The sequence below is a fragment of the Streptomyces sp. NTH33 genome (assembly GCF_003236365.1).
In the GTDB taxonomy this organism is placed as follows: domain Bacteria; phylum Actinomycetota; class Actinomycetes; order Streptomycetales; family Streptomycetaceae; genus Streptomyces.
Map to the genome: position 1 here is coordinate 1 of NZ_POTZ01000114.1, position 16560 is coordinate 16560.

The 16560-nt window shown below is 72.9% G+C and carries 16 protein-coding genes; 8 read left to right on the plus strand and 8 right to left on the minus strand.

What is annotated here, in order from left to right:
- Positions 1-374 precede the first annotated feature (374 nt).
- Positions 375-1547, plus strand: a complete 1173-nt coding sequence (locus C1I97_RS13970; protein WP_111003539.1) for an acyl-CoA dehydrogenase family protein — start codon at positions 375-377, stop codon at positions 1545-1547.
- On the opposite strand, the gene C1I97_RS42950 is transcribed toward C1I97_RS13970, so the two are convergent.
- Positions 1510-1761: a hypothetical protein gene (locus C1I97_RS42950; RefSeq protein WP_441349115.1), complete on the minus strand. Its 252-nt coding sequence runs from the start codon at positions 1759-1761 to the stop codon at positions 1510-1512. The genes C1I97_RS13970 and C1I97_RS42950 overlap by 38 nt on opposite strands.
- 231 nt (positions 1762-1992) lie before the next feature.
- Positions 1993-2439, minus strand: coding sequence for a hypothetical protein (locus C1I97_RS13980; RefSeq protein WP_111003541.1), 447 nt, complete (start codon positions 2437-2439; stop codon positions 1993-1995).
- 239 nt (positions 2440-2678) lie between these two features.
- Between C1I97_RS13980 and C1I97_RS13985 the strand changes: the two genes are divergently transcribed.
- From C1I97_RS13985 to fxsA, 4 genes are all read left to right on the plus strand, one after another.
- Positions 2679-3119: an Lrp/AsnC family transcriptional regulator gene (locus tag C1I97_RS13985; RefSeq protein WP_073945769.1), complete on the plus strand. Its 441-nt coding sequence runs from the start codon at positions 2679-2681 to the stop codon at positions 3117-3119.
- A gap of 87 nt (positions 3120-3206) precedes the next feature.
- Positions 3207-4811, plus strand: coding sequence for an amidohydrolase (locus C1I97_RS13990; protein ID WP_111003542.1), 1605 nt, complete (start codon positions 3207-3209; stop codon positions 4809-4811).
- Between the two features lie 554 nt (positions 4812-5365).
- A complete protein-coding gene (locus C1I97_RS13995) occupies positions 5366-6166 on the plus strand; it encodes a polyprenol monophosphomannose synthase (RefSeq protein WP_111003543.1) in 801 nt (266 codons plus the stop codon).
- Between the two features lie 41 nt (positions 6167-6207).
- Positions 6208-6765, plus strand: a complete 558-nt coding sequence (gene fxsA, locus C1I97_RS14000) for an FxsA family membrane protein (RefSeq protein ID WP_111003544.1) — start codon at positions 6208-6210, stop codon at positions 6763-6765.
- Positions 6766-6906: 141 nt separating this feature from the next.
- On the opposite strand, the gene C1I97_RS14005 is transcribed toward fxsA, so the two are convergent.
- The 4 genes from C1I97_RS14005 to yczE all read right to left on the minus strand — a co-directional run bounded on the left by C1I97_RS14005 (position 6907) and on the right by yczE (position 10423).
- Positions 6907-7281 (minus strand): RNA polymerase-binding protein RbpA, encoded by a 375-nt coding sequence (locus C1I97_RS14005; RefSeq protein WP_003977404.1) that lies wholly within the window; start codon positions 7279-7281, stop codon positions 6907-6909.
- Between the two features lie 279 nt (positions 7282-7560).
- Positions 7561-8916 carry an MFS transporter gene (locus C1I97_RS14010; protein WP_111003545.1) on the minus strand — a complete coding sequence of 452 codons (1356 nt, stop codon included), beginning with the start codon at positions 8914-8916 and terminating at the stop codon, positions 7561-7563.
- Positions 8917-9008: 92 nt separating this feature from the next.
- On the minus strand, positions 9009-9776 hold the full coding sequence (locus C1I97_RS14015) for a glycerophosphodiester phosphodiesterase (RefSeq protein WP_111003546.1): 768 nt from the start codon (positions 9774-9776) through the stop codon (positions 9009-9011).
- On the minus strand, positions 9773-10423 hold the full coding sequence (gene yczE / locus C1I97_RS14020) for a membrane protein YczE (protein ID WP_111003547.1): 651 nt from the start codon (positions 10421-10423) through the stop codon (positions 9773-9775). Before yczE ends, C1I97_RS14015 begins: the two co-directional genes overlap by 4 nt.
- 99 nt (positions 10424-10522) lie before the next feature.
- On the opposite strand from yczE, the gene C1I97_RS14025 reads away from it, so the two are divergent.
- Positions 10523-12022, plus strand: a complete 1500-nt coding sequence (locus C1I97_RS14025; RefSeq protein WP_111003548.1) for an SCO1417 family MocR-like transcription factor — start codon at positions 10523-10525, stop codon at positions 12020-12022.
- A gap of 75 nt (positions 12023-12097) precedes the next feature.
- On the opposite strand, the gene C1I97_RS14030 is transcribed toward C1I97_RS14025, so the two are convergent.
- Both C1I97_RS14030 and C1I97_RS14035 read right to left on the minus strand, forming a co-directional pair.
- Positions 12098-13678, minus strand: coding sequence for a hypothetical protein (locus C1I97_RS14030; RefSeq protein WP_111003549.1), 1581 nt, complete (start codon positions 13676-13678; stop codon positions 12098-12100).
- 39 nt (positions 13679-13717) lie between these two features.
- The gene (locus C1I97_RS14035; RefSeq protein WP_111003550.1) at positions 13718-13912 is read right to left on the minus strand and encodes a hypothetical protein; all 195 of its coding nucleotides are present in this window, start codon (positions 13910-13912) and stop codon (positions 13718-13720) included.
- 312 nt (positions 13913-14224) lie between these two features.
- Here C1I97_RS14035 and C1I97_RS14040 point away from each other — a divergent pair, with 312 nt between their 5' ends.
- Both C1I97_RS14040 and C1I97_RS14050 read left to right on the plus strand, forming a co-directional pair.
- Entirely contained in the window at positions 14225-14617 is a 393-nt protein-coding gene (locus tag C1I97_RS14040) for an ankyrin repeat domain-containing protein (protein ID WP_111003551.1), read from the plus strand.
- A gap of 326 nt (positions 14618-14943) precedes the next feature.
- The gene (locus C1I97_RS14050; protein WP_111003552.1) at positions 14944-16362 is read left to right on the plus strand and encodes a HEAT repeat domain-containing protein; all 1419 of its coding nucleotides are present in this window, start codon (positions 14944-14946) and stop codon (positions 16360-16362) included.
- Positions 16363-16560 lie beyond the last annotated feature (198 nt).

A 16560-nucleotide genomic window follows, 5' to 3' on the forward strand; every position in this document is an offset into this window, starting at 1 on the left:
GCAGAGAACCCAGCCCCCGGGCATGCGCACTGGCCGCCACCGCGAAAGCCGCGGCGCTGCCCGAGGTCCTGACCGGCCCGCCGATCGCCGTGTCCCCGCTCGGCTTCCGGAAGAACGCACGGAACGGCAAGAGGACTGGACCAGTACGGTCCATGGTGTGGGCCGGTTCCGGCCTCCGGAGATTTCTCGAAGTAAGCGCTCGTTAACCGGTGACGGGATCTCTCCGATCGGGCATACTCACAGCGCACAGCCGCTGGTCAGCAGCTTCCGTGACCCGGATGCCGACCCCGGCTGAGCCCGAGAAAGACCCGGCGGAACCGCCCCACCCAAGGCGCACAGCCGCCGATGTGCCCAACAGGGAGGAGAGCGTCGCCATGCCCGACCGCGCCCCGCAGCCGGTGGACCGGCAACTGCCCACGGACGAGGCCCGGGACCTGATCTCGCTCGTCCGCGACATCGCGCAGCACGAGATCGCCCCCGGGGCGGCCGAGGAGGAGGACGCGGGACGCTTCCCGCGCGAGGTCTTCACCCTGCTGTCCCGCTCGGGACTGCTCGGCCTGCCCTACGACTCCGAGTACGGCGGCGGTGACCAGCCCTACGAGGTGTACCTCCAGGTCCTCGAGGAGCTGGCCGCGGCGCGCCTCACCGTCGGCCTGGGCCTGAGCGTGCACACGCTGGCCTCCTACGGGCTCGCCGCCTACGGCACCAAGGAACAGCAGGTCGAGCACCTGCCCGCCATGCTCGGCGGCGGCCTGCTCGGCGCGTACGCCCTCTCCGAGCCCGCCTCCGGCTCCGACGCGGCCTCGCTGCGCACCAAGGCGGTCCGGGACGGCGACGACTGGGTGATCACCGGGACCAAGTCGTGGATCACCCACGGCGGGATCGCCGACTTCTACACGGTCATGGCCCGCACCGGCGAGGAGGGCCCGCGCGGTATCACGGCCTTCCTGGTGCCCGGCGACGCCGAGGGCCTGAGCGCCGCGGTTCCGGAGAAGAAGATGGGCCTGAAGGGCTCACCCACCGCGCAGATTCACCTGGACGGAGTACGGGTCTCCGACAACCGGCGTCTGGGGGAGGTGGGGCAGGGCTTCACCATCGCCCTGTCCGCGCTCGACTCCGGCCGGCTCGGCATCGCGGCCTGCGCCATCGGGCTCGCCCAGGCCGCCCTGGACGAGGCGGTCGGCTACGCCGCCGGGCGGCAGCAGTTCGGGCGGCCGATTTCGGACTTCCAGGGGCTGCGCTTCATGATCGCCGACATGGCGACGCAGATCGAGGCGGGCCGCGCGCTGTACCTGGCGGCGGCGCGGCTGCGGGACGCCGGCCGGCCGTTCGCGCGGCAGGCGGCCATGGCCAAGCTGTTCTGCACGGACACGGCGATGAAGGTGACCACCGACGCCGTCCAGGTGCTCGGCGGATACGGCTACACCGCGGACTTCCCGGCCGAGCGCTACATGCGTGAGGCCAAGGTCCTGCAGATCGTCGAGGGCACCAACCAGATCCAGCGGATGGTCATCGCCCGTCACGTCGCGGGTCCCGAGACCCGCTGAACAGCCCGAGGCCGGCCGGGGGCGCCACCAGCCGCACCCACTCCGGGTCGTGACGCCCCGGCAGGGTACGGCCCCGGTCGGCCCAGGTGCGTACCAGGTCGCGGTAGATCGGCGGGTCCTGGGCCTGCGAAGGCGCAGGCGGAACCGATTCCGCGGGCGGCGGCGGCACGAACACGTGACGCCGACGCGCGACTGCCGTCTGGGTAGTGGTCATACCCGGCCAACGCGACGCCCGGCGGCCAGGTCACCCCGGAGTGGAATCGAGCGTGAGTTCAGGGGCGTCCGGCCCGCGGCGGCCCGGGCCGGACGGAGCCCTGCGACGGGGCGGTGCCGTCGTCCCCGGCCGGGCCACGGTGCCGTCCGGTGACCGCGGTGAGGGCCGGTGCCGTGCTGCGGGCCGGGGTGGGGCGCGGAAGCGAGCCCCACGGGAACCGGGTGGCGTCGCTCAGGCGGCATGACGGCGCATCGCCGGCACGCGCATCGGGCGTGAACCCGGGCCGCCGACGTGCGAGAAGGGCTGCGTGCGCCAGTCGAGTCCCTGAGGAAGCGTCAACAGCAGTGCGGTGTCCTGCTCCTGGAGCGCGAAGGACTCGTCCGCGGGGCGGGCGTCGGACGCCCGGCGGCCCGTACCGGCGCAGACCGTGAGCCCGAACGGGTTCCACGGCGAGGCGCACAGCGCGTGCTCCGGCAGGACCTCCTCGTCCGCGAGCAGGGCGATGGGCTGCGCGCACTCCGGGCAGATCACCCGGTACATCTCGAAGGTGTCGTAGGCGTCGGTCTCCTCGCCGTCCAGGGCGTCGTCGGCGTCAGGTTCCGTCCACTCCGGCTGGAGCTCGACGACCGGCTGCCGCTGCTTGGGCACAGAACGGCCAGGGCGCTTGAGACTCTGCATGGGATTCTCCCCCTAAGGCTGGGCCGTGAAGGCGCTGCGGCCTCGACCACAGCAAGCACTTCCCGTCCGGTCTCGGCGGTAATCACGAGAACATCACGGAGAGCCTCCAGGGGGTGTGGCGTTCGTCACATGCCGCCCGTGGGTGTCCGCCGTGGCCGCTTTTGCGGCATCACGAACGGCGCACGACCCGGGCCGCCGAGCTGTCCGGGGAGATCGGGCGCCCTGTAGGTTCTTGCGCCATGGAGGAGCTGGACCGACAGATCGTGCAGCTGCTCGTCAAGGACGGGCGGATGAGCTACACCGACCTGGGCAAGGCCACGGGTCTGTCCACGTCGGCCGTGCACCAGCGGGTGCGGCGCCTGGAGCAGCGCGGCGTCATCCGCGGATACGCCGCGGTCGTGGACGCCGAGGCCGTGGGGCTGCCCATGACCGCCTTCATCTCGGTCAAACCCTTCGACCCCAGCGCCCCCGACGACATCGCCGACCGCCTGGCCGGAGTCCCGGAGATCGAGGCCTGCCACAGCGTCGCCGGCGACGAGAACTACATCCTCAAGGTCCGCGTGGCCACCCCCCACGAACTGGAGGAGCTCCTGGCACGCGTACGCACCCTGGCAGGCGTCTCCACCCGCACGACGGTGGTCCTGTCGACCCCGTACGAGTCCCGGCCTCCCCGCATCTGATCCCCACCCGGCGGGAACGCGGACCGCACCCCGGACGCCGGTGCCCTGCGTGCGGCGGTGCCCTGGTGAGGCGGGAGACTGGTGCCCATGAGTGAGCGCAGTGTTGACGTCCGGACCGTTCTTCTTCGCCGGGGCGAGATCCACAGCCCCGCCGACCCGTTCGCGACCGCGATGGTCGTCGAGGCGGGGCAGGTGGCGTGGGTCGGCTCGGAAGGCGCGGCGGACGCGTTCGCGGACGGCGTCGACGAGGTGGTCGACCTGGACGGCGCACTCGTCACCCCGGCGTTCACCGACGCCCATGTGCACACCACCGCGACCGGCCTCGCGCTCACCGGCCTGGACCTGTCCGACGCCCCCTCCCTGGAGGCGGCACTCGCCCGGGTGCGGGACTTCGCCGCCGCCCGTCCCGACGACCGCGTGCTGCTCGGCCACGGCTGGGACGCGGCCCGCTGGCCCGGCGGCCGTCCCCCCACGCGCGCGGAACTCGACGAGGCCACCGGCGGCCGGCCCCTCTACCTCAGCCGGATCGACGTCCACTCCGCCGTCGCCACCACGGCCCTGCTCGACCTGGTACCAGGAGACCTGGGCCCCGTGGACGGCCCGCTGACCGCCGACGCCCACCACGCCGTACGCGCCGCCGCGTTCGGTGCCATCACCCCCGCCCAGCGCACCGAGGCGCAGCGGGCCGCGCTCGCCCACGCCGCCTCCCTGGGCATCGGGTCCGTGCACGAGTGCGGCGGCCCGCGCATCTCCTCCGAGGACGACTTCGCGGGCCTGCTGGCGCTCGCCGCCGAGGAGCCGGGCCCCCGGGTCGTCGGCTACTGGGCGGAGGAGAACGCCGACAAGGCGCGGGAACTCGGAGCGCTCGGTGCCGCCGGCGACCTCTTCGTCGACGGCTCCATCGGCTCGCACACCGCCTGCCTGCACGGGCCGTACGCCGACGCGCGCCACACCGGAACCGCCTACCTCGACGCGGCCGCCGTCGCCGCCCACGTCATCGCCTGCACCGAGGCGGGCCTCCAGGCGGGCTTCCACGCCATCGGCGACGCCGCCGTCACCGCCGTCGTCGAGGGCACGCGCGCCGCCGCAGACAAGATCGGCCTCGCCCGGGTCCGCGCCGCCCGGCACCGCGTCGAGCACGCCGAGATGCTCACGCCCGAGACCATCGCCGCCTTCGCCGAACTCGGCCTGACCGCCTCCGTGCAGCCCGCCTTCGACGCCCTGTGGGGCGGCGAGGACGGCATGTACGCCCAGCGCCTGGGCGCCGAGCGGGCCCGGACGCTGAACCCCTTCGCGGCCCTGCTCCGCGCCGGCGTCCCGCTCGCCTTCGGCTCCGACAGCCCCGTCACACCGCTGGACCCGTGGGGCACGGTCCGCGCGGCGGCCTTCCACCGCACCCCCGGGCACCGCGTCTCGGTACGCGCCGCGTTCACCGCGCACACGCGGGGCGGCTGGCGGGCGGTCGGACGGGACGACGCCGGAGTCCTGGTGCCGGGCGCCCCCGCGGACTACGCGGTGTGGCGCACCGGCGAACTCGTCGTCCAGGCCCCCGACGACCGGGTCGCGCGCTGGTCGACCGACCCGCGCTCGGGCACCCCCGGGCTGCCCGACCTCACCCCCGGCCGTGACCTGCCCGTCTGCCTGCGGACCGTGGTGGGCGGGCGGACCGTGTTCGTACGGCCGGGAGAGTGATCTCCCGGGACGGAGCGGCGGCGGTCACCGGCCGCCGTTCCGTCGCGCGATCTGAGCATCCTGCGCACCGGCCGGGCGAACGATCACGCCCGTTCAGGGCGGCCGGCTGGTTGACAGGCGACGGCAGGGGGCCGGTAGGTTCTGCCGGGTCCATCACCGGACGCCCGGCCGGGGAACCTCCGTACCCGCCTCACGGCGCCGCTGGGTCAGGGACGGTGTGCCGCACCGGTGCACCGTCACCGGGAGCCAGGCCCAGCGCCCGCGGCGACGGCGGAGTGTTCCGGACGGTCGGCAAGGTGTGATCCGGGTGTGACCCGGATGGGGCCCGGGCGCTCAGTAGACAACGGCTTTCGGTCGATCCGCAGCCAGCGGGTCCCAGGTCGGCCCGAAGGGCACCGGGCCCCCATCCGCCGGACGGAGATCCGCCATACGTTCAAAACGGTCATCCTTACCCCGCTCCTGTCCGGTCGACACCCCCGTACGGATGTCGTGCCACGCTCTCGCAGGCCGGGGCCACTAAGGTGGTCCCTGCGTACGGACATGAAAGGGCAGCAGTGAACCACGGCGACGGCACCCTCGCGGCTGGGGCCCAGAACAGGCGGCTCGGCCCGCTCGGCACGGCCTTGGTGATCATCCCGACCTACAACGAGGCGGAGAACATCAAGGCGATCGTGGGCCGGGTACGCAAGGCCGTCCCCGAGGCACACGTCCTCGTGGCCGACGACAACAGCCCCGACGGCACCGGCAAGCTCGCCGACGAACTGGCGGCCGAGGACGGGCACGTGCACGTGATGCACCGCAAGGGCAAGGAGGGCCTCGGCGCCGCCTACCTCGCGGGCTTCCGCTGGGGCCTGGAGCGCGACTACGGCGTCCTGGTCGAGATGGACGCCGACGGCTCCCACCAGCCCGAGGAACTGCCCCGGCTGCTGACCGCCCTCAAAGGCGCCGACCTGGTGCTGGGCTCCCGCTGGGTGCCGGGCGGGCGTGTGGTGAACTGGCCGAAGTCCCGCGAGTTCATTTCCCGCGGCGGCAGCACCTACTCCCGCCTCGCCCTGGACCTGCCCCTGCGGGACATCACCGGCGGCTACCGCGCCTTCCGCCGGGAGACGCTCGAGGGCCTGGGCCTGGACGAGGTCGCCTCGCAGGGTTACTGCTTCCAGGTCGACCTGGCCCGCCGCGCCGTCAAGGCCGGCTACCACGTCGTCGAGGTCCCCATCACCTTCGTCGAGCGGGAACTCGGCGACTCCAAGATGAGCCGTGACATCCTCGTGGAGGCGCTGTGGCGGGTCACCGCATGGGGTGTGGGAGAGCGGGTGACCAAGATCACTGGCCGGGGTGGCAAGCCCCAGGGATAGTGCTTATCCAACACTGAGCAGACGCCGGGCACACTGGGAGCATGACGACAGGCGCTCCGACCTCTCCGCACTCCGCCCGGCCCCGGCGCTCCCGGCTGCGCAGGTACCTGCCGCTGGGCATCGCGGCGTGGCTGGTACTGGAGATCTGGCTGCTGACCCTGGTCGCGGGCGCGGCGGGCGGGTTCACGGTCTTCCTGCTGCTGGCCGCCGGCCTCGTCCTCGGCGCGACGGTGATCAAGCGGGCCGGCCGCCGTGCCTTCCAGAACCTCAACGAGGCACTGCAACGGGGCGGCACTCCCTCCACGCGCCGCGGCGGCAACGGCCTGATGATGCTGGGCGGCCTGCTGCTGATGATCCCCGGGATGGTCTCGGACGCTATGGGTCTGCTCCTGCTCCTCCCGCCGGTCCAGCGGGCCGTGAGCCGCTGGACCGAGCGCACGGTCGACCGCAGGCTCCGCGCCTCCGCCCCCGGCACCCTGGGCGACGCCTTCCAGCAGGCCCGCATGCACCGTCCCGACGGCAAGGTGGTCCAGGGGGAGGTCATCAGGGAGGAGCCGGCAGACGGCTCGCAGGAACAGCGCCCGCCTCTGACCCGGTGAGAACGGCCGGCCTGTCCAGGGGCACAGCCCCCGGAAGCAGCAACGCCCCGAAAACGAAAGCGCGGGCGCCGTACGCGAATCTCGCGTACGGCGCTCGCGCTCGCCGGCATGCGCCGTGGACCGGTCCGAGCCCCGCGGGGACTACGCGCTCTTGCGGCTGTCCCGGGGATGAACGGCGATGTTCATCGCACCGCTGCGCAGAACGGCCAGACGCTCCTCGAGGACTTCCTCGAGTTCCTCACGGGTACGCCGCTCCATCAGCATGTCCCAGTGCGTACGCGCCGGCTTGGCCTTCTTCTCCTCCGGGCCGTCACCGTCCACCAGGAGTGCCTGGGCCCCACAGACCTTGCACTCCCACTCCGGCGGGATCTCCGCCTCGACCGAGAAGGGCATCTCGAAACGGTGCCCCTTCTCGCATGCGTACTCCACGGCCTGGCGTGGAGCCAGGTCGATACCGCGGTCCGTCTCGTAGCTGGTCACCACGAGGCGCGTGCCGCGAAGAGCTCGCTCACTCATGAATCGTGCCTCCCGGGCTTGTCGCCCACAGGACAGGTGTCGCTGTCGTCGTCATCCGGTCAACGTCCGGTCGGCGGTAAAGATTCCCGTTCCGAGGTCCCGTTCCGGGTCATGCGTCGCCGTCGTAGCCGCAGCCTTGTCAACCAGTGCAGTACCCACCGGCGCCCGGTTTGTCACATCTGCTGGGAGATGTCACCCAGCGTTTCGGCTTCTTTGACGCGCAGTAACGGTACACCTGGCAGGCCAAACGCGTACACTACCGCCCTTTCACCGCGAGTGCTAAATCCGGTCAGGGACCGGATTGCCCGCGTCGATGATCGCGCGCCGTACCGGAACCCGGGCCAGCAGCACGAACCCGATCACGAAGAACGCCACCAGCGAAACGATCGCGTCCCGGTAGCTGCCGGTCAGCTGGTAGGTGATCCCGAACAGCAGCGGTCCCAGCCAGCTCATGCCGCGGTCGCTCATCTCGTACGCCGAGAAGTACTCGGCCTCCTTGCCGGGCGGGACCAGGTGCGAGAACAGTGACCGGGACAGCGCCTGGCTGCCCCCGAGGACCAGCCCGATCCCGGCGGCTAGCACGAAGAACCACACCGGCGCCCCGGCCGGCAGGAAGTATCCGGCCGCCAATGTCGCCGTCCACGCGACCAGCGACCCGAGGATCGTGCGCTTCGCCCCGTAGGTCCGGGCCAGCCGCCCCATGCCGAGAGCCCCCGCGACCGCCAGCACCTGCACCATCAGCACCGCCGTGATGAGCGTCGACTGACTCAGGCCCAGCTCCCGGGAGCCGTACACCGAGGCCTGGGAGATCACCGTCTGGATGCCGTCGTTGTAGACGAGGTAGGCGAGCAGGAAGGCCAGGGTGAACGGTTTGCCCCGCATGTCCCGCACAGTGGAAGCCAGTTGGCGCCAGCCGTGCACGGGCGGCGCCGTGGAGGTCCCCGCCGTACGGCGGTCGCGCAGCCGCTTCAGCGGTACGAGCGTGAAGAGGCCCCACCACAGACCGGCCGAGGCCAGGCAGATGCGGACGGCCATCGCCTCCGAAACCCCGAAGGAGTCGTGGGCGGTGAACAGCGCCAGGTTCGCCAGCAGCACCAGGGAGCCGGCCGCGTAGCCGAAGGCCCAGCCGCGCGAGGACACCGCGTCGCGCTCCTCGGGCGGGGCGATCTGCGGAAGGTAGGAGTTGTAGAGGACCATCGAGACGGCCACCGACGCGTTGGCGACGACCAGCAGGAAACCGCCCAGCAGATAGCGGTGGCCGTCCAGGAAGAACAGGCCCGTGGTGGCGCCGGCGCCCACATAGGCCGCGGCCGCCAGCAGCGGTTTCTTGCGGCCGGTGCGGTCGGCCGCCGCGCCCGCGACCGGCATCAGCACGATCGCCACGATGACGGATGCCGAGACGCAGTACGCGAAGAACGACCCGGCCCGCACCGGGATCCCCAGCGGATGCACGAACCCGTCCGCGTCCGCCGCCGACTCGGCGACCGCGGTGAGATAGGGGCCGAGGAACACGGTGAGCACGCTGGTCGAGTAGACGGAGCACGCCCAGTCGTAGAAGTACCAGCCGCGCTGTTCGCGCCGCCGCTCGGCCGTCTCGTCGGCCGCCTGGCCCGTCCGCACGGTGTCGCTGCCCACCCGTGCCCTCGCTTCCCCGTGGTGCCGCTGTTGTCGTGCCGCTGTTGTCCGTCCGCGAGGACGACCGGGGACGACCGGGGACGGCCGGGGCCTCAGGCCCAGACGCCCCGGTCCTCCATGACCCTGCGCAACGTGTCGATGTGGTCGGTCATGATGCCATCGACCCCGAGGTCCAGGAGCCGGTGCATCCGCTCGGGCTCGTTGACGGTCCACACGTGCACGTGCAGCCCGCGCGCGTGGGCGGCGCGGACGAACAGCGGATCGACCACCGGGACGCCCGAGTGGGAGACCGGTACCTGCGCGGCCACGGCGGACCGGCGCAGCGCGGCCGGCACGCCCCAGGACCGCAGCCGCAGCCCCAGCACCCCGCGCGTGCCGTAGGACGTGGCGAGGCGCGGCCCGGCCAGCCGCTGGGCCCTGACCACACGCGCCTCGGAGAACGAGCCGACGCAGACACGCCCCCATGCGTTCGTCCGCTCGATCAGCTCCAGCAGGGGACGCAGGGCGGGTTCCGCCTTGACGTCGACGTTCCAGCGGGCCTCGGGGAAGGTTTCCAGCAACTCCTCGAAGAGCGGCACCGGCTCCCGGCCCGCCACGCGCGCGTGCCGCACGTCCTGCCAGGGCAGGTCCGCGATCCGGCCCGCGCCGTCGGTCACCCGGTCCAGCGTCGCGTCGTGGAAGGCGACGAGCCGGCCGTCCGCCGTGGCGTGGACGTCGGTCTCGATGTAGCGGTAACCGAGGCCGACCGCGCGCCGGAACTGCGCCACGGTGTTCTCCAGCCCGTCGGCCGCCCCGCCGCGGTGCGCGAAGGGGATGGGCCCCGGGTGGTCGAGGTACGGGTGGCGTACGAGCGTGCTCACGGACGCAGTATCGCCCCTTCGGGTGACGCCGTGGCAACGGCCGTCCCGCCGGACGCCGCCGGGGCGGCGAACACGCGCAGGAACAGCTGGGCCAGTGGGCCGATGGCCAGCGCGTACAGGACCGTGCCGACGCCGATCGTCCCGCCGAGGGCGAAGCCGGTGGCGACGACCGCCACCTCCACGGCGGTGCGCATCAGGCGGATCGAGCGGCCGGTGCGCCGGTGCAGCCCGGTCATCAGCCCGTCCCGCGGACCGGGCCCGAAGCGGGCGGCGATGTAGAGGCCGGTGGCCACTCCGTTGAGCACGACGCCCGTCACGAGCAGGAGTACGCGTACGGCCGGGGAGTGGACGCCGGGCAGCAGGGCGAGGGTGCCGTCCAGGGCGAGGCCCACCACGAGGACGTTGGAGACCGTGCCGAGCCCGGGGCGCTGGCGCAGCGGGACCCACAGCAGCAGCACCACCGCCCCGACGATGATCGACACCGCGCCGATCGTCAGACCTGTGAACTCGGCCAGCCCCTGGTGCAGCACGTTCCAGGGCTCCAGGCCCAGGCCCGCCCGGACGAGAAGCGCGGAGCTCGCGCCGTACAGCGCGAGTCCCGCGTAGAGCTGGATCAGTCGTCGTCCGAGACGGGCCCGTGTCGACAAAGCGTCCCCCTGGTGGTGGAAGTGGCCTGGTGCATGACACTCTGTGGCTTGGGGAGAAAACCCATCCATGGCCAATTCGTGGAAGGTGGACTGGTCATCATGGCGCAGTGGACCTCGGCGGTGGGTGCCGTACAGCTCGCCCGACTGCTCAAGTCCCAGCAGCACCGCCCGGCGGGTCCCGGCACCCGCCGCCTGCCCGCCTACCGGGCACTCGCCGACGGCATCCGGCTGCTGGTGCTCGAGGGCCGCGTCCCGGTGGCCGCCCGGCTGCCCGCCGAGCGCGAGCTCGCCCTGGCCCTCACCGTCAGCCGCACCACGGTCGCCGCCGCCTACGAGGCCCTGCGCACGGAGGGGTTCCTGGAGTCCCGGCGCGGCGCGGGCAGCTGGACCGCGGTACCGGCCGGCAACCCGCTGCCCGCGCGCGGACTCGAACCCCTGCCGCCGGAGGCGCTGGGCTCGGTGATCGACCTGGGCACCGCGGCCCTGCCGGCCCCGGAGCCGTGGCTCACCCGGGCCGTGCGGGGCGCGCTGGAGGAACTGCCGCCCTACGCCCACACGCACGGCGACTACCCGGCCGGGCTGCCCGCGCTGCGGTCGATGATCGCCGAGCGGTACACCGCGCGCGGAATCCCCACCATGCCGGAGCAGATCATGGTGACGACGGGCGCCATGGGCGCCATCGACGCCATCTGCCACCTCTTCGGGGGCCGCGGCGAGCGCATCGCCGTCGAGTCGCCCTCCTACGCCAACATCCTGCAGCTGATGCGAGAGGCGGGCGCCCGGCTGGTGCCCGTGGCCATGGCCGAGGGGCTGACCGGGTGGGACCTGGACCGCTGGCGCCAGGTGCTGCGCGAGGCCGCGCCCCGGATCGCCTACGTCGTCGCCGACTTCCACAACCCGACCGGCGCGCTCGCCGACGAGGACCAGCGGCGCCGGCTGGTGGAGGCGGCCCGCTCGGCGGGGACGGTGCTCGTCGTCGACGAGACGATGAGCGAGCTGTATCTGGAGCCGGGCCTGGAGATGCCGCGGCGGGTGTGCGGCTTCGATCCCGCCGGCTCCACGGTGATCACTGTCGGTTCGGCCAGCAAGGCCTTCTGGGCCGGGATGCGCATCGGCTGGGTGCGGGCCGCCCCCGACGTGATCCGCAGCCTGGTCGCCGCCCGGGCCTACGCCGACCTGGGCACGCCCGTACTGGAACAGCTGGCCGTGAACTGGCTGTTCACGACCGGCGGCTGGGAGGAGGCCGTGGAACTCCGCCGCGGTCAGGCCCGGGACAACCGGGACGCCCTGGTCGCGGCGGTCCGGCGGGAGCTGCCCAGCTGGGAGTTCGAGGTCCCCGGCGGCGGCCTCACCCTGTGGGTGCGCACCGGCGGCCTCTCCGGATCCCGCCTCGCCGAGGCCGGCGAACGTGTCGGCGTCCGCGTCCCCTCCGGCCCCCGTTTCGGCGTCGACGGCGCCTTCGAGGGCTACGTCCGCCTGCCGTTCACGGTCGCCGGAGCGGTGGCGGAAGAGGCGGCAACCCGCCTGGCAGCGGCGGCCCAGCTGGTGGAGACAGGAGCCCAGGCAGGCAACGAGACTCCGAGAACGTTCGTGGCGTAACCGCCGCGGCCGCGGGCAGCCCCGCCCCAGGCGGGGCGAGCGCACCCACCCCGCGCGGCAACCAGGGCCCACCTCTCAAGAGGGCTCGGCAACAGCAGCCTCAGTACCCACGGCCGCTTCCTCCGGCACGGTCTCCCCGTCCGCCGGCATGGTCTTCGGCGGCAGAAGACCAAGCACAGCCTGCCGCCACGCGTCACTCACCGCATCGTCATAAGGATCCGGCGTCGCAGGCACCTGCAACCGATGCACCGCCTTCGTCCCCAACCGGGCATATCCCCGCCCGGCCGGCACGACTGCCGGCGGCGTCGTATGCGGCGGCGCCCCCAGCACCGCCTTGACCTGCTCCGCCGTCGCCGACCCGAGCACAACACGCGCGCGCGTGTGCTGCCGTACCGCGTCGCTCAGCGCCTCCGCGCTGTCGAACTGCTCCGCCACGACGACCGTCACACCCACCGCGCGCCCGTGCCGCAGCGGCACCTGCAGCAGCGCCTGCGGGTCCTTGCGCCCGTCCGCGGCGGCCAGATGCGTGAACGCGGTCGGCCGGTCGAGCAACAGCCACAGCGGCCGCTTGGTGTCCTTTGGCGGCGGGTGCCCCGCCTGCCGCGCGCGGCCCACGGCGATCAGCCGGCGCTCGGTCTCGGTGGCCGCCCACTCCAGGCTCGCCAGCACCCCGGCCAGCCCGCACTCGACCGCGAGCACCCCGTCCCGGCCGGTCAGACAGGCGTACTCGCCGGTGCCGCCGCCGTCGACGATCACCACGTCGCCGTACCGGAGGGTCTGAAGCGCGATGGACCGCAGCAGGGTCGACGTGCCGCTGCCGGGCTGCCCCAGGGCCAGCAGGTGCGGCTCGGTGGAGCGCAGGCCCGTGCGCCAGACGACCGGCGGTACGTCGTGCTTCTCCTCACCGTAGGCGAGAGGGAGGGTGCGCTGGACCCCACTGGGGTCGGTGAAGCCGAGCACGGTCTCGCCCGGGGCGGTGACGAAGCGCTGGGCGACGATGCCGGTGGGCAGCGGGGCGAGCGCGGTGACCGTCAGCTGGTTGCTCTCCTCGTCCCAGGCGAAGAGGTACTCGCGACCGCGCCCGGCCTTGACGGTCAGCAGGTGCTCGATCCGCGCGCGGGACTCGGGCTCGCCGTCGGTGAAGTACGCGGGGTAGCGGATCACCAGGTGACGGATGCGGCCGGAGTCGTCGAACTCGTAGGCGAGGAAGGCCTTCTCCCACGCGCCGCCGTGGGAGTAGAGCGGCGCCGGGGCCTCGGCTGCCGAGAAGTACGGGACCAGGGCCTCGTACAGCGATGCCAGGCGCTGGACGCGGGACTCGTCGGGGCCCTCGGGCCGCCGCGGGGTGCGGTCACGGCCCTGCCAGGCCGCCGCCGCCATCAGCGCAATGGCGGCGAGCAGCGGACCGTACGGCACCATCGCCACCACCAGGATCACGGAGGCCACCAGGAACAGCAGCGGCCCGCGCCGGTCCTTCGGGGTCTTTGACCACCTGCGCCGTCCGGCCCCGGCCAGTCGGCGCAGACCACGGGTGACGGTGATCAGCGGGTGGAGGACGTCGGTGGCACCGTCCGCCGCCGACCGGGCCAGCTCCCGGCTCCGGGCGAGCTGCGCGCTGCCTGTGCTCAGAATGCGGGGGAGGGGGCGCCGGGCCACTGCTGCCTCCTGGAGGTGCGAACGGGCGGGGGAGCGGTGTCAGAAGCTCATACCGCCGATCAGGCTCGCCAGACTCTCGCCGCCGGCTCTGATGCTCGGGCCGACGGCCGTGCTCGCCAGGTAGAAGCCGAACAGGGTCGACACGCACGCGTGGGAGGGCTTCAGTCCGTCCTTGCGGAAGAACACGAAGACGATGACGCCGAACAGGACGACGCCCGAGATGGGAAGGATCATATGAGGTCACTCCTGGTGTCGAAGGGAGAGTCACCCTGAGTTCTTCCAGCATCACAGCATGTATCCATATGATAAAAGGTGCAACCGGGTTAATTCCGTCCGATTTCGTCCGGATGGCGGAGGTGGAGGGGCCGGTCGGGCAGCACTGTGGCGCTCGGTGCCCTCTGTGGTGATCCTCGTCTCGGACGCATCCGGTCATGTGCCGCACGAGCCAGTACGCTGGCGATTCACCCGTACGGCCCGGCCAGTGCACGCCGCCGTACGCTTGCTCCCCGCAGTAACCGACGTTCGCAGCGAGAGGCGGTCCGGCCGATGAGTGAAGCCCCCGACCCCGAGGTCGTGGAGCTGGCGACCAAGATCTTCGATCTGGCCCGGCAGGGGCGGACCGGGACGCTCGTGGCGTACGTCGACGCCGGCGTCCCGGCCAACCTCACCAACGACCGCGGGGACTCCCTGGTGATGCTCGCCGCCTACCACGGCCACGCCGACACGGTCCGCGCGCTGCTGGCCCGCGGCGCCGACGCCGACCGCGCCAATGACCGGGGCCAGACCCCCCTCGCCGGAGCGGTCTTCAAGGGTGAGCAGGAAGTGGTCAGGGTCCTCCTGGAGGGTGGCGCGGACCCGTCCGCCGGCACGCCGTCGGCCGTCGACACGGCCCGGATGTTCGGCAAGGCCGAGCTGTTGGAGCTGTTCGGCGAACAGTGACCTTCTGGGTCGAAAGCAGCCGCTTCGGCCCTTCTGGCCAGGTACGGGACAAAAAACGGGGGAGGCGGTACGGGGCCGCCGGAAATTTCGGTCGCGGCGGCGCGGACACCGGGTCATCATGACGTCGTGATTCACGGACGCGATGGCTGGGCACGTGTTGCCGCACCACGCGGGCCGTGATGCGGCCCGCCTGGGCCACCGACGAGAGGCAGAGGAAGATGGTCTACAGCAAGCAACGGACGGCGGGCGCCCCGACGTGTTGTCGCGCGGCCAGGTAATGCGTGGTCCCCGGTTGCGTCGACGCTTGATGTGAGGCTGTGTTTCCCATGTTCGATCCGGTCATAGCGCCCAGCGGTACGCTGCTCGGCCTGCTGCAGCGGGGCCGCGGCGACGGCACGCTGCACGCGCTCACCGCCCCGCGCGCCGAAGCGCTCGCGGCACTGAACCACTGTGTGCTGCACGATCCCCGCCACGACTGGCAGGTGGAGAACCGATCCCTGTACTACGCCCGGCTCTTCCTCGACCTGAACGGCGAACTGGACGAGATCGAGGCCCACCTCCTCGACCCCGAGGACGCCCTCGACACCGACGAGTCGCGCACCGGACTCGCCCTCGCCGTCCTCGGGCACCTCGCCTCCTACGGCAGGCGGGACGCCCTCGCCCTGCTGCGCAGGTACGCGGCCACGGGCGCCAACTGGGCCTGGGCCCTGGACGAACTGGCGCTCAGGGACGACGACGCCGGGCTGCGCGCCCTCGCCGCGCCCGTCCTCGCCCGTTTCGCCACCGACGCCGAGGGCGAGGCCGAGCTGGCCGCCGCCGTACGCGACGCCTTCGAGCCCCGGCCATGGCGGCTCTGGGCCGACGACCCGCGCGCATCGATCGCCACGCGTGTGCGTGCCGCCCACGAGACCGGCTGCTTCGACCGCTGGCAGCAGCAGCTGCGCCCCACCGGGCCGCGCCCCGGGTGGAGCGTGCAGGCGGTGTTCGAGTGGGTCCGGCAGGGCGCCGAACGCGGCGCCGCCCTCCACGTCCCGGCCGCCCGATGTCTCGTCGCCGTCGCCGGCCCCGAGGACCGGCCCCAGATCCTCCGCGCCGCCCGGGAGGGCACCGACGCGGCCCGCTGCACGGCCCTGCGCTACCTCGCCGACGGCAACGACCCCGCTGCCCTCGACTTGATCGAGTCGGCCGTGTCCGACGGCTCGGCCATCGTGCTGGAAGCCGCCGTCGACGCCTTCGAACGCATGCGCGACGCCGCCGCCGTCGACCGCGCGCGCGGCTGGGCCCGCCGCCCCGACCCGCTGGGCGCCGCCGCCGGACGCGTGCTCGCCTGCCGCGGCGAGGACCAGGACCGCGACCTCGTCCTCACCGCCCTCCGGGAGGCCGTCCGCGGCGAAGGCCCCGACGCACCCACCCTGTGGACCCTCGTCGACGGCGCCGGACGGCTCGGCATCGCCTGCGCCGCCCCCGTCCTGCGCCACGTCTACCGCGAGACCGCCTCCTCCCACCTGCGTGGCCGCGCCGCCCGCGCGCTGGCCGCCACCGACCCCTCCTTCGCCGCCGGATTCGCCGTCGAATGCCTGTGGGACTGCGAGGAGACCACCCGCGAACTGGCCGCCCGGCACGCCGAGACCGGTGACACCCGCGTCGTCGAGCGATTGCGCAGGCTCGCCGCCGACCCGGCCGAGGAGGCCGAGGTCCAGACCGCCGTACGCAGCCGGATCGGGCCGGACTCGCCCACCGCGTGAACGCCCCGTGCGGCCACACGGGGGGCACGTGTCGTCATCGTGACCGGACCCCTGCCCCCGACGTGAACGGCGCGGCCCACCGCGCGCTTCGGACCGCCCGGCACACGGCTGTCGGAGGACAGCAGCCGTACCTCACCCCCGACCGGCAGACCCTCCAGTTCCTGCAAGGGGGCGAGCGCGGGCGGGAGAAGGCGGGAG